The 13,206-nt window shown below is 67.5% G+C and carries 11 protein-coding genes and 1 pseudogene; 1 reads left to right on the top strand and 11 read right to left on the bottom strand.

From position 1 onward, the window contains the following. Positions 1–49: 49 nt before the first annotated feature. Positions 50–1,270: a branched-chain amino acid ABC transporter substrate-binding protein gene (locus ACQ86A_RS10120; protein ID WP_431276972.1), complete on the bottom strand. Its 1,221-nt coding sequence runs from the start codon at positions 1,268–1,270 to the stop codon at positions 50–52. 213 nt (positions 1,271–1,483) lie between these two features. Here ACQ86A_RS10120 and ACQ86A_RS10115 point away from each other — a divergent pair, with 213 nt between their 5' ends. After that, positions 1,484–2,572, top strand: coding sequence for a GNAT family N-acetyltransferase (locus ACQ86A_RS10115; RefSeq protein ID WP_431276971.1), 1,089 nt, complete (start codon positions 1,484–1,486; stop codon positions 2,570–2,572). Here the strand turns inward: ACQ86A_RS10115 and mutM are convergent. From mutM to ACQ86A_RS10065, 10 genes and pseudogenes are all read right to left on the bottom strand, one after another. Then, positions 2,569–3,480, bottom strand: coding sequence for a bifunctional DNA-formamidopyrimidine glycosylase/DNA-(apurinic or apyrimidinic site) lyase (mutM, locus tag ACQ86A_RS10110; RefSeq protein ID WP_431276970.1), 912 nt, complete (start codon positions 3,478–3,480; stop codon positions 2,569–2,571). The two genes, ACQ86A_RS10115 and mutM, sit on opposite strands and share 4 nt — an antisense overlap. Then, a complete protein-coding gene (gene rnc, locus ACQ86A_RS10105) occupies positions 3,458–4,171 on the bottom strand; it encodes a ribonuclease III (protein WP_431276969.1) in 714 nt (237 codons plus the stop codon). Before rnc ends, mutM begins: the two co-directional genes overlap by 23 nt. 26 nt (positions 4,172–4,197) lie before the next feature. Next, complete coding sequence (rpmF, locus tag ACQ86A_RS10100) at positions 4,198–4,401, bottom strand: 50S ribosomal protein L32 (protein WP_348787471.1); 204 nt, start codon at positions 4,399–4,401, stop codon at positions 4,198–4,200. Positions 4,402–4,403: 2 nt separating this feature from the next. Continuing rightward, positions 4,404–4,916 carry a YceD family protein gene (locus tag ACQ86A_RS10095; RefSeq protein WP_431280418.1) on the bottom strand — a complete coding sequence of 171 codons (513 nt, stop codon included), beginning with the start codon at positions 4,914–4,916 and terminating at the stop codon, positions 4,404–4,406. A gap of 84 nt (positions 4,917–5,000) precedes the next feature. Continuing rightward, positions 5,001–7,265, bottom strand: coding sequence for a transglutaminaseTgpA domain-containing protein (locus tag ACQ86A_RS10090; RefSeq protein WP_431276968.1), 2,265 nt, complete (start codon positions 7,263–7,265; stop codon positions 5,001–5,003). Then, on the bottom strand, positions 7,258–8,568 hold the full coding sequence (locus ACQ86A_RS10085) for a DUF58 domain-containing protein (RefSeq protein WP_431276967.1): 1,311 nt from the start codon (positions 8,566–8,568) through the stop codon (positions 7,258–7,260). Before ACQ86A_RS10085 ends, ACQ86A_RS10090 begins: the two co-directional genes overlap by 8 nt. Before the next feature lie 3 nt (positions 8,569–8,571). Beyond that, complete coding sequence (locus ACQ86A_RS10080) at positions 8,572–9,624, bottom strand: AAA family ATPase (RefSeq protein ID WP_431276966.1); 1,053 nt, start codon at positions 9,622–9,624, stop codon at positions 8,572–8,574. 53 nt (positions 9,625–9,677) lie between these two features. Beyond that, the gene (gene coaD, locus ACQ86A_RS10075) at positions 9,678–10,160 is read right to left on the bottom strand and encodes a pantetheine-phosphate adenylyltransferase (RefSeq protein WP_431276965.1); all 483 of its coding nucleotides are present in this window, start codon (positions 10,158–10,160) and stop codon (positions 9,678–9,680) included. Positions 10,161–10,260: 100 nt separating this feature from the next. Further along, a pseudogene (locus ACQ86A_RS10070) lies at positions 10,261–12,461 on the bottom strand (ATP-dependent DNA helicase RecG). Continuing rightward, positions 12,458–13,198: a tetratricopeptide repeat protein gene (locus ACQ86A_RS10065; protein WP_431276964.1), complete on the bottom strand. Its 741-nt coding sequence runs from the start codon at positions 13,196–13,198 to the stop codon at positions 12,458–12,460. Before ACQ86A_RS10065 ends, ACQ86A_RS10070 begins: the two are co-directional and overlap by 4 nt. Between the last annotated feature and the right edge of the window lie 8 nt (positions 13,199–13,206).

Genomic DNA, 13,206 nt, shown 5'->3' with positions numbered 1-13,206 from the left:
ATGCCGCGGGCCGCGCGGAGGCGACCCGCGGCATCCTCATGGTGTCGCGCTATCCGATGGTTCCGATCGGGACGATCTTGCCGCCCTCGACTTTGTAGCCGTAGACGGTCGGCGCCTGGAGCTCACCGGTGGAGTCCCACTTGTAGTGCTTGCTCAGTCCGTCCTTGTCGTACGACTTGACGAACTCCTTCAGGTCGGCGCGGGTCGTCTTGCCCTGGTCGATGCCCGAGAGCAGCACGGTCGCGGCGTCGTAACCCTCGATGGAGTACGTTCCGGGCTCCGCGCTGGCGAGCGTCTTGTACGCCTTCTCGAAGTCCGGGATCAGCTCGCCCGGGATGCAGGGGCAGGTGAAGTAAGCGTTGCTGGATGCATCACCGGCCAGCTTGATGAACTGGTCGTCCTTCACGCCATCCGGTCCGACGAACGTTCCCTCGTAGCCCTTGGCCACCAGCTGCTGGTCGAACGGAGCACCCTCGGCGTAGTAGCCCGAGTAGTAGACCGCGTCCGGCTTGGCGTTGATGATCTTCGAGATGACGGCCGAGAAGTCCTTCTGGCCGGTGGTCACCTTGTCGGTTCCGACGAGCGCGTCGCCGAGAGCCTTCGAGGTGGTCGTGGCGAGGCCGATTCCGTAGTCGGAGTCGTCCTGGACCAGGTACACCTTCTTGGCTTCGAGCTTGTCCGTGAGGAACTTGGCCGCTGCCGGGCCCTGAACGGCATCGTTGCCGAGGCCGCGGAAGAAGGTCGTCCAGCCGTTCTTCGTCAGATCGGGGTTGGTCGCCGACGGCGTGATGTGCACCAGACCCTGCTGCTCGAAGATGTTGCCGGTCGCCTTCGACTCGCCCGAGAACGGGAGACCGATGACGCCGATGATGTCGGCTTCGTTGACGGCCTGCGTGACGGGGCCCGTCGCCTTGTTCGGGTCACCCTCGGTGTCGAACTTCTTGAAGGCCACCTGGCAGCCTGCGTTGGCCTGGTTGTGCTGGTCGATCGCGAGCTGGACACCGTTGTAGATGTTGATACCCAGCTGGGCGTTCGCACCCGTCTCCGCTCCGACGTAGCCGATGGTGAGGCCGGCCGGACAGGTCGCCTTTCCATCGCCGGCGGGGAGCACCGCGTCCGCAGGAGTATCGATCGACGTGATCGCGGGGATGTTCACTTTCGACCCCGAATTCGTCGACCCGCCCGTGGACGCCTGATTGGCGCACCCGGCCAGGAAGAGAGCGACCGACGCTGCAACGGCGGCTCCTACGATGACTTTCTTTCCTAACATCTGATTCTGCCTCTCGACGTGAATCCGTTATGAAACGGCGTGGTCGCCGCTTCGCACCACGAATATGTGTGCCGAGACTACATGCAACACAAGTAATCGCAACGCACTTTTCGTCGCAGATTTACACGATTGCAACCAAAACGACCCACCCTGTTCACAGCTCGGGCCCGCGGATAGGCTTGAGATCTCGGGAGCACGAGGAGGTGCCGACGGATGCGCGAGAGCCCCGCGCCCACCATCGCAGAGCTGATCATCCCCACCAGGGTGCACACACCCGAGTCGGCCGCGTTCGAAGAAATGGTCGCCGTGATGAACGGTGTCGCCGTCGCGCTCTGGCACAACGACGACTTCGCCTACACCGCCGAGGCTGAACTCGCCTCCCTCCAGGCGCAGGAGTTCCACGAGAAGGTCGTCTTCGTCGCGGTCGTCGACGGCGTGATCGTCGGGCGTGTCGTCGCCGACTTCCCGCTCGAAGAGGATGCGGTCACCGCCACACTGCTCGTCGATGTCGTCCCGGAACTGCGCGGCCGCGGGATCGGGTCGGCGCTTCTGGCGAAAGGCGAGGACCTCGTGCAGGACGGGGGCCGCACCGTGATCGCGGCATACACCGAGCATCCTGCCGCCACACTTCACGGGGGCCCGGTCGTTCGCGCCGATGCGGGACCGAGCGGTCTTCCCGCCGATTCCCCCGACGTCCTATTCGCGCAACGTCGCGGTTACCGTCTGGGCCAGGTCGAGCGGTTCAGCTCCCTCGAGCTGCCGATGCCGCAGGGCCGCTGGGATACGCTGCTCGCCGACGCTCTCGCCCACTCGGGCGACTACCGCACGGTCAGCTGGTGGCGCTCGGCGCCCGAGGATCTGCTCGACGAGTTCGCGGCGCTCAAGGAGCGGATGACCGTCGACATCCCCCAGAGCGGCATCGCCCTCGACGACGAGCAGTGGACCGGCGACCGGGTGCGCGAGCATGAGAACGAGCTGATCGCCCGCGGTGAGCCCTTGCTCACGACCGTGGCCCAGCACATCCCGAGCGGGCATCTGGCGGCGTACACCGAGATCACTGTGCCCGACGACGGCGACAAGGCCGAGCAGTACGACACGCTCGTCGCCCTCGCGCACCGGGGCCACCGGCTCGGCACCCTGGTGAAGCTCGAGAATCTGAGACGGCTCGCGGACCGAGCTCCGCGCATCCGTCGTCTGCTCACCTGGAACGCCGACGAGAATGCGCCGATGCTGGCGGTCAACGATGCCTTCGGCTTCGAGTTGCAGGGCCTGACCGGCACCTGGCAGAAGTCCCTCGCCTAAGCGCGCAGTTTCTGGCAGTGCGGGCAGAAGTGCGACGAGCGGTTCATGAACTGTTCGCGCACGATCAGGGTTCCGCAGCGAGGGCAAGGTCTGCCCTGCTGACCGTACGCATTCAGACTGTGTGAGAAGTAGCCGGACGCGCCGTTGACGTTGACGTACTGAGCGTCGAAGCTGGTGCCGCCTTCGGCCAGAGCCTTCGTCAGCACCAGGCGGATCTCAGCCAGCAGGGTGCGGATGCGGGCCCGGCTCAGGCTGTTCGCCGGCTGGGCGTAGTGCAGCTTGGCCCCCCACAGAGCCTCGTCGGCGTAGATGTTGCCGATGCCGCTGATGAGGGTCTGATCCAGCAGTGCGCGCTTGATCCCCGTCTTCTTCTTGCCGAGCGACCGCGCGAAGCCTGCGTCGTCGAACGCCGGGTCGAGCGGGTCGCGAGCGATGTGGGACACCTGGGTGGGTACGAGCGGCTTGTCGGTCCCGCGACCGCCGGGAGCGCCATCGACGGTCGGCACGAGCGTATCGACGGCCATCGAGCCGAAGATGCGCTGGTCGACGAAGTGCACCCAGAGCTCGCCGAGCTCAGGATGCTCGATGTGCAGCCGGATGCGGAGCAGTCCGTTCTCGACGGCGCCAGGCTCCCGCAGCAGGATCTGACCGCTCATCCCGAGATGCGCGACGATCGCCCGCCCCGGCTCGACGCCTGTGCTGTCTTCGAGCGGGATCCAGAGGAATTTGCCTCGCCGCACCGGCGTAGCCATGACGCGGCCGGTGACGAGCGCCTCGAACCCGCCTGCGACGGGGTCATGTCGTCGCAACGATCGCGGCTCGAAGACCTCAACGCCGAGGATGGTCGCACCGGTGACCGCCGGAGCGAGCCCGGCGCGGACGACCTCAACCTCGGGGAGCTCGGGCACGACGCTTCGTGAGTTCTGTCCAGGCGATCAGGGCGGCCGACATCTCGGCCTGCTTCTTGCTCGTGCCCTCGCCTGTGGCGGTCACGAGTCCGGCCACCTCGACCGTTGCGTGGAAGGTCTTGCTGTGATCGGGACCGCTGTTCGTCACCGTATAGACGGGGAGGCCCGCGCCGCGATGAGCGGCCGCCTCCTGCAGGCTGGTCTTCGGATCCATCGCCGCCCCGAAGCGATCGGGATCGCCGAGCAGCGGCTCCACGAGGCGGAGCACGAGTTCGGTGGCGCGCTCACCGCCGACGTCGAGATAGGCCGCACCGATGATGGCCTCGACGGTATCGGCGAGGATGGAGGCTTTGTCGCGGCCGCCGCTCTGGTTCTCGCCGCGTCCGAGCAGGAGGAACTCCCCCAGTCCGATGCCGCGCGCAACCTCGGCCAGTGCGACGGAGCTGACGAGGCTCGCCCGCCGCTTCGCCAGGTCGCCCTCGTCGAGGTTCGGGTTCTCCGTGAAGAGTTTGACCGTGACGGCCTGTCCCAGAATCGAGTCGCCGAGAAACTCGAGGCGCTCGTTGTTGGGAATGCCGCCGTGCTCGTACGCGTACGAGCGGTGGGTCAGCGCAAGCTCGAGAAGCTCGGGGTCGATATCGACCCCGAGCTTCTCGATGAGCGCAGTGCGGTCGGTCGAATGTCCGGCCATGCTGCTGAAATCAGTTGCGCCGGAAATCAGACGTCGGCGACCTTGCGGCCCTTGTACTCCATGAACAGGGCGGTGCCTGCGGAGTCCTCGACGACCTTCGCGCGGTGCGGGAGGCTGTAGGTGACCTTGCCGTTCTCGATCGTCTTGACGAGCGTGGGGACCTCAGCCTTCCACTGCGAACGACGGGCGTGGGTGTTGGCGCGCGATTGCTTCCGCTTCGGAACAGCCATGACTAACTCTCTTCTCTGTTTCTGTCGTTGTCGTTGTCGGCAGGAACATCCTGCGTCACGTTGTCGGAAGCCTGGAAGGCCGCAAGCGCAGACCACCGCGGATCGGTCGTCTCCTGGGGTTCGCGGTCCGGCATTTCCGCCAGTCGCTCGCCGGTCTCTGGGTCGAGTCCGGGGCAATCCGGCCGGCACACCGGCTGGAACGGAAGTGCAAGCACTACCGCATCCCTGATCAGAGGTTCAAGATCCACGTGGTCGTCGTGAACCTCAAAATCAAAAGCTTCGTCAGAAGAATACGCGAAAAGTTCCTGGAAATCGACTTCGACAGGCTGTTCGATGTCGATCAGGCAGCGTCCGCAGACGCCGATCGCGGTCGATTCGGCCTCGGCCGAGACCAGGATTCCCTCGTGCATCGACTCGAGCCGGAGGTCGAGATCGATGGTCGCACCGACCGGAACGCTCACCAGTCCCTCGCCCAGCTTCTCGTCGACGGGCAGGCTGATGCGGGTCTCCCGCATCTCCCCGGGACGGTGGATGAGGTCGTACACGTTGACGGTGTACGGAGTGGTCTTGAACTTGGTCACGATCGACTATTTTACGCCTCAGCTCCTGACAGTTGACCCCACAGACCAGCCCGGCGGAATGAGCGACACCGGCAGCAGCAGCGCCTTGGCACGCAGGGCCGCACCGGCCTGCGATTCGAGTGCGTCGATGACCCTGGTGAGATCGTCGGCGAGGCCGACGGCGGTAGCGCGCGTCGGCGGACCGTACGCATCCCTCTCTCGCACAGTGAGCAGGCGGGAGACGGCCGCCTCCCCCGGTGTTCCAGCGATCGCCGCCGCTATGCGTGCGGCGAATGTGCGCGGAGTCTCGGTGTTCGGCACGGCCCACCCGAGGTCCCGCGCCGTATCGCGCAGCTCGTCCCAGGCGACAGCGGCGCCGCCCCATTCGTCCGTGAGCCGTCTCAAGCGACTGCGGCGGCGCACCCGGCGGAACACGGCGGGAACGAGGAGTATCGCGATGACCAGGAGGGCGACCCCGACACCGGATGCGATCGGCTGGAGGGGCGAAGCGACCGTGGTACCGGCCGCACCCGGGACGTTCGCCGGGTCGGTCGGCACCAGACGCTGGGCCGCCGACGTGGAGGTCGAGGTGGGCTGCGGTCCGATCGGCAGGGCACCGGTATCTGGTCGCGTATAGCTCGGGATCGTTCCGCGGCCCACCGTCGGTTCGAACGACACCCAGCCGACCCCGGCGAAGTACAGTTCGGGCCACGCGTGCAGATCGTCGCTTGTCACGCTGTACTGACCGGGGTTATTGGCCGTGCCGCCGTTCGCGACGCCCGGCAGATATCCTTCTGCCACTCGCGACGGGATCCCCAGGGTGCGGGCCATCAATGCCATCGCAGAGGCGAAGTGCACGCAGTACCCGCTCTTGACCTCGAGGAACTTCGCGATCACTCGCGCCCCGTCGCCGTCGTATCCCTGACGGAGGGGCGTCTGGGTCGAGTAGACGAAATTGTTCTCGCGGAAGTAGTCCTGCAACGCCACCGCCTGGTCGTACTCGGACTCCGCACCGGCAGTCGCGGCGATCGCCGTCGACGAGATGATCGACGGGAGACCGGGCGGGAGGAAGAGGTCGCGCTCGATCGACGCGGGGACGAACCCGCCCGCCGACTTCAGCTGGTCGGCAGTCGGTTGGAGGACAAGGCTCGTCGCGGTGTACTTCTGACCCTGGGTCGTGCTGTTCACCCCGCCGATCGTGAGATCGTCGGGATCCCACGACCACGTTCCGTTCAATCCTTTGATGCCCTGCACGGGATACGGCACCGGGAGCCAGCGGCTCTGCATGTTGTCGATCTCGATGTTGGTCGTGATCTTGGTGGTCGCGACCGTATCGGAGAGGCCGAAGACGGGGCCGATCGTGTTACCGGTCGGCAGCCGCTTGGTGTCCCTCTCTCGGTGCTTCCAGACAGAGCCGGTGAACTGGTCGAGCGATGCCAGCTTGAGATACTGGCCGGTCCCCGCCGACGTCGTGTACGTGAGCGTGCGCACGGCCGCGGGCCGGCGCAGGTCGCGGCCCAGGTCGATGAGCGGCGTCACGGTTCCGCCGATCGAAACGCCACCGGCCGTGAAAGAGGTCGCGCCGCCCCGGTCGAAGCCAGGGGCCGTGCCCGACAGTATGAGCGCGACGACGATCGACGAGGCCGCGATCGAGAGGGATGCGGTCGGCCGGCTCGTCCCCGGCCGCCGCGTACGCACGTCGCAGCGCAGCAGCCACAGGAACGCCGCGGCGGACGCGGCCATCGCGAACGGGTCGAGACCGTCGCCGAGCAATGCCGCCGGCACGATGAGCACGCCGCCGATCCCGAGGGCGGTCAAGGCGGGGACGCGGAAGGCAATGGCGAAGAGGTCGAGCAGGATCGCGATCAGACAGCCACCACCCACCACCAGGAACATGAACTCGGGAAGAGCCTCCGCCGGGGTCCCCTGCTGGTAGATCGAGAGCATCGCCTGACTCGAGAGCTCACCGAAGCGCGCGAAGGTCGCCGGCGTGGGAAAGAGTCCGAGTAGTCCCGTCCCGCGACCGAAGACCAGGGTCATGATCATCGTGAACTCGACCACGAGCAGGAGCGGCACCCACCGGCGTCCGACTCCGAGCATCCGGAGACTGGCGCCCGTGACGAGGATCACCGAAGCCGAGAACAGCAGGGCGAGCCACCAGCCGGCGCCCTCAATCAGGCCGAACAAGGAGAAGCTCAGGGCCAGCACCTGCAGGAGGAGAGCAGATGTCAGTCGCCAATATCCGGGACGGCGGGCGCGCACGCCTGCGAAGGCCGCAGTTCCGACCGCGCTCTCGCTAGCCACGCTGCATCGCCGCCCTCTGACCCTGCATGGCGCGCTGCCAGCACTCGGCGGGCTGGTCTCCGGCGGCGAACGGGACGCAGAGCCAGCCGGCGTCGGCGAGCACATCGGCCACATCCTGAGGCGCGGAGGAGGCCACGAACGCGACGGCCGGGTCGCACATGGGACGCACAGCGGCCAGAGCTCCAAGCTCGTCGAGCGATCCGCCGGAGAGCACGGCGAACACGGGAACGGCGCGGCCGGATCGGCGCAGCCCGGCTGCGAGCTCTGCGACGGCGTCGTCGCGGCTCTCCGCATCCTGATCCACGGCGGCCAGATCGGCGAGGAGCAGGCGATCGGCGCTCCCGACGTCGTAGGTGGGCGTCGCTGATCCGAGCGTTCCCGTGCGCCCGGCACCGCTTCGGCCGGACAGCTGACGCGATCCGGTCTCCACGACGCTCACGACGAAGCCCTGATCGAGCAGGTGCACGCCGATCGATGCCACCAGTTCGACGAGGGTCTCGAACTCAGCGTCGTTGCCGGCAGCGTGGGTGTCGAAGAGCATCCAGGCCTCGGGATTGCTGCGCTGCTCCTCCTGACGCACCATGAGCTTGTCGTGACGCGCTGTCGCCCGCCAGTGCACACGACGCAGCGGGTCGCCCTGCCGGTACTCGCGCGCGATCAGCTCGTCGGCGCTCGGGATGCTGTGGCGGAGCAGCTCGTGCTCGGTGCCCTCGCTCCTGGCGATGTCGAGATCGCCTGTGCTGAGCGACTGGACGCGCGGCGTGACAACGAACTGGCGCGGCTGCCCGAGCGCGTACTCCGCGTATGCCAGGCCGAACGGATCGGTGCGGCTGACGATCAGCGGGCCGACCGGATGCGATCCCCGGTGCAGCGCACGCACCTCCTGCCGCAGCACGATCGTGTCACGCCCGTGCGTCACGTTCGACTGGTGTGCGCCCAGCCGCGGGAACGGGGCCGAGTCCTGCACACCGACAGCAGGGGGTGCGAACTCGCGCCACTGGGCGGCCGGACTCGGACGGCTCGACTCGTTGCGGGCCGTCGTCACGACACTCGCCGTCTCCCCGACACCGACGATGTCGGGATGGAAGCTGCGCGTGACCGTCAGCCTCGGCCGGTCCATCGTCACCGAGATCATCGCCGCCAACGGCAAGACGGTGAGGAACAGGCCGACAAAAAGCACGTCCGTGCGTCCGAAGACCGCTGAGGCGATGAGTGCGAGCACTCCAACGCCGAACAACGCCCAGCCTCGGAACGTCGGCCGCGGCTTGCGGACCGGCGACGAGGAACGCGAGCGCCGGGGCACGGCTCAGCCTGCCGAGCCGGACCTGGCCGCGGCCGGCCTGGCCGGACCCGAGCCTGCCGAACCCCCGCCGATCGCACCCGAACCGACCGGAACAGGCGTTGCGGCCACGATGCGCCGCACGATGTCCGCGATCACCGGCGCGCTCTCGTGGTGATGGCCGAGCGCACGACTCGTCGGAAGCAGCCGGTGCCCGAGTACGGGAACGGCGAGCGTGTCGATGTCGTCCGGCAGCACGAAGTCGCGGCCGTCGAGCGCCGCTTTGGCCTTGGCTGCCCTCACGAGCTGGAGCGTCGCGCGCGGGCTCGCACCGAGCCGCAGATCGCGGTCTTCTCGAGTGGCCCGCACGAGGTCGACCGCGTACTGCTTCACGGGCGTGGACGCGTAGACGCCCCGCGCTGTCGTCATCATCGCGCGCAGCTCTGCCGAGGTCACCACCGGCCCGATCCGGGAGAGCGGGCTCGATGTGTCTCGGGTGGTCAGCATCGCCATCTCCGAGTCGTCGTCGGGATACCCCATCGCGATGCGCGCCATGAAGCGGTCGCGCTGGGCCTCCGGGAGAGCGTACGTGCCCTCCATCTCGACCGGGTTCTGGGTGGCGACCACGATGAACGGGGCGGAGAGCGGATACGTCGATCCGTCGACCGTCACCTGACGCTCCTCCATGCACTCCAGGAGGGCGGACTGGGTCTTCGGGCTGGCGCGGTTGATCTCGTCGCCGATCACGATGTTGGCGAACACCGCACCGGGCTTGAACTCGAACCGCCGCTCGGCCTGGTTGTAGACGGAGACGCCCGTCACATCGCTCGGCAGCAGATCGGGCGTGAACTGGATGCGGCTGACGGTGCAGTCGACCGATTTCGCCAGTGCCTTGGCGAGCATGGTCTTGCCGACGCCGGGCACATCCTCGATGAGGAGGTGGCCTTCGGCCAGCAACACGGTCAGGGCGGTTCGCACAGCTTCGTGCTTGCCGTCGATGACCGACTCGACGTTGACCGTGATCTGCTCGGCTCGGCGGCGCAGTTCATCCAGGTCCATGCCGACGGCGGCATCTTCCATGGGTTCGGACGGGGCGACGGAGGACTCCGTCGGCTGGCGGGTCGCGTAACTGTTCATGTCTCCTGCAAGTACTCGTAGACGACGGGTGGAACGTACGGGCTGACGTCGCCCCCGAGCGCGGAGACCTGACGCACGAGGGAGCTGGAGACATGGGCGTTGGCTGGGTTCGGCAGCAGGAAGATCGTCTCGACCGCCGCGAGGTTGCGGTTGACGATCGCCATCGGCGTCTCGTAGGCCACGTCGACCTGCGAACGGATGCCCTTCACGAGAACATGGGCGCCGACATCGGTGCAGTAGTCGACCAGGAGCCCGACGCTCCACGACGCGACGACGATGGTGCCGACGATCCCCGCGTCCTCGATCGACCGTTCGAGCAGGGAGACCCGCTGTGCGATGGGCAGGAGTGCCGACTTGTCCGGGTTGTGCACCACGAGGACATGCACCTCGTCGAAGATGCCGGCGGCACGTTCGATCACGTCGAGATGCCCGAGGGTGACCGGGTCGAACGATCCAGGGACAACGGCGATCCTGTTCATAGACCTTCAGACTATCCCGCCGATTCCGGTATTTCGTTGTGAATCCGTTACCGAAATGTTGCGGGCGCATGACGGCCCGGTGCGGGCGTCGGTGGCCGCATCAGGATTTCGCGAGAAAGGCCCGTTCGCTTTCATCGAGGCGCCGAGCGAGCGCGTCGGCGAGGGCGGGATGCGCGCCGAGGCCGCCGTTCGATTCGAGCGTCTCCTCCGCCGCGGTGCGCGCCTCCGAGATGAGCTCTCCGTCTTTCGCGACCCGCAGGAGCCGGAGCGAGGAACGACCACCAGACTGGCGACTGCCGAGAACATCGCCCTCGCGCCGCAGCTCCAGGTCGACATTCGCTAGCTCGAACCCGTCGAGCGTCGCGGCGACCGCATCCACCCGCTCCCTGGCCAGCGTCTCGAGTTCGGCCGACGTGACCATGAGGCAGAGCCCGGGCACTCCCCTCGGCCGACGCGCCCCCGGAGCTGGTGGAGCTGCGACACGCCGAACCGGTCGGCGTCGAGGATCACCATCGCCGAGGCGTTGGGTACGTCGACGCCCACCTCGATCACCGTGGTCGCGACGATGAGATCGAGGGCGCCCGCGGCGAACGCGCGCATGACCTCATCCTTCACGTCCGACGGCAGTTTGCCGTGCAGCACCCCGATTCGCGCCTCGGCGAACAGCGGATCGGCCCGCACCTGCGCGGCGACGGACTCGACGTTCGCGATCGGGCGAGCGGGGCCCTCCTCCGGCAGCGCATCCTCGCCGTCGTCTTCCGCATCCTTGCCGGTGATCGCCGGGCAGACGACGAAGACCTGACGGCCCTTGCCGATCTCCTCCGCTGCGCGCTCCCAGATGCGTCTCTCCCAGCCGGGCCGATCGGCCAACGGCACCACGAAGCTCTCGATCCCCTGTCGGCCCGCGGGCAGCTGCGCGATCGTCGAGACGTCGAGGTCTCCGAACACCGTCATCGCGACCGTTCGCGGGATGGGCGTGGCCGTGAGCACGAGAACGTGCGGCGGCGTGCCTCCCTTGGCCCGCAGAGCCTCACGCTGCTCGACCCCGAACCGGTGCTGCTCGTCGACGACGACCAGGCCGAGATCGAAGAAGGTGACCGCGTCCCCGAGCAGAGCGTGGGTTCCGACGACGATTCGCGCCTGCCCCGAGACCGTGCGGAGCAACGCCTTCTTCCGCTCAGCGGTCGTCAGCTGCCCGGTGAGCATGGTCGGCATCAGCGTGGCAGCGAGATCGGGTCCGAGCACCTTCACGATCGAGCGCAGGTGCTGGGCGGCCAGAACCTCCGTCGGCGCCAGCAGCGCTGCCTGACCGCCGGAATCGGCGACAGCGAGCATCGCCCGGAGCGCGACGAGGGTCTTGCCCGAGCCGACCTCTCCCTGCACGAGCCGGTTCATCGGGGCCGTGTCAGCGAGGTCGCGCGCGATCTCTCCGCCGACCACCGCCTGGTCGTCCGTCAGGACGAACGGGAGTGCCGCGTCGAATCGCTCGAGGAAACCGCCCGGGGTCGGCGTTCGCGGCGTCGCGGGGATCGTCCGCGCCGCTGCGCGCTGCTGCAGCAGGGCCGCCTGCAGCACGAACGCCTCCTGAAATCGGAGCGCATCCCGGGCCCGTTGCCACTGCGAGTCCTTCTCGGGCCGATGGATGAGCTCGATGGCCTCACGGAACGGCAACAGTCCGCGCTCGCGCGAGACGGCGTCGGGCACCGGATCGGCGACCGGGCCGAGCCCGTCGAGCACCAGGTCGACCGCTTTCTGCACCTGCCAGCTGGCCACGGTTCCGGTGGCGGGATAGATCGGGATCGGGGTCTGCGCCCAGTTCTTAGCGGCCGCGCTGTTCGCAGCGAGCTCGCCGCCCTCATCCGGTTGGAACAGCTCGTAGTCGGGATGCGCGAGCTGCAGCGCACCGCGGTAGTCGGAGACCTTGCCCGCGAAGATGCCGCGCACCCCCGGGACCAGGTCTTTCGCGCGCCAGGCCTGATTGAAGAAGGTCAGGGTGAGGATGCCCTCGCCGTCGGATATCTTCACCTCGAGGATCGAGCCGCGGCGGGCACGCATGGGACGCTCCTGAACGCGTAGCACCTCGGCGACGATCGTCACGTTCTCGTCGATCGGCAGGTTGGCGAGGGCGGTCAGCTCACCGCGCTTCGCGTAGCGGCGCGGGTAGTGGGTGAGCAGATCGGCGACCGTGCGCATCCCGAACGCCTTATCGAAGGCACCGGCGGTACGCCCGCCGAGCACGGTGCTCAGTCGGGAGTCGAGGGTGATCGCGCTCTCGACGGCCGGGGATGACACGGAACTCATGGTTCGATCGTATGCGCCGCATCCGTCAACGCGGCGAGTTCTGCCACCACGTCGGGATCCTCGGGTCGTTCGGCGGAGAGGCGCTGCTGGATGGCGAGCGCCTCCTCGGTGCGGCCCAGCAGGCGCAGGCAGTGGGCGAGCGCCCATTCGGCCCAGAAGAGCTGCACGTCGGTGCCGACCTCCCGCGCTGCAGAGAACGCCGTCGCGAACTCTTCGAGCGCGGCCGTTGGATGCCCGTCGTCGATGAGCGCGAGCCCACGATTGTTGTGCAGAGTCACCGCCCACCGACGCGTGCGCGAGTCCGTCGTCGCCTGAAGCTCGGCGAGGCCCTCCGCTGTCCAATGAGCGGAACGAGCCGTATCGGCGATGGCGAGCATGTGCGCCGCGTCGACGGCCAGAAAGATCTCGCCCTCCCTACGTGCACGAGCCAGCGCCTCCTCGAAGAGCGGGACGGCTTCCTCTTTGCGCCCGGATGAGGTTCGCAGCCTCCCGCGTTCCAGCGGAATGCGCACAGAGAGGACACCCACTGCCGGCTCCAGGGAGTCGAGCAGGGCGTCCGCTTCATCGAAGCGCTGCTGCAGGCCGAGTGCTCGCGCGCGCTGCGTCTCCAACTCGGCGCGCACCACCTCGGTACGGTCGGATTCGGCTGCCGCCTGAGCGAAACGGTCCGCTGAGGCGATCGGGTCGTCGAAGTTCCACAGGGCGTCGAGCTCGGACTGGTCGAGTCGTTCGTCCACGACACTAT

It is taken from the genome of Leifsonia poae (assembly GCF_050632195.1).
GTDB lineage: Bacteria > Actinomycetota > Actinomycetes > Actinomycetales > Microbacteriaceae > Leifsonia > Leifsonia poae_C.
Note: the sequence above shows the minus strand (reverse complement) of the source record. Positions and strands in the feature narration are given on the sequence as shown.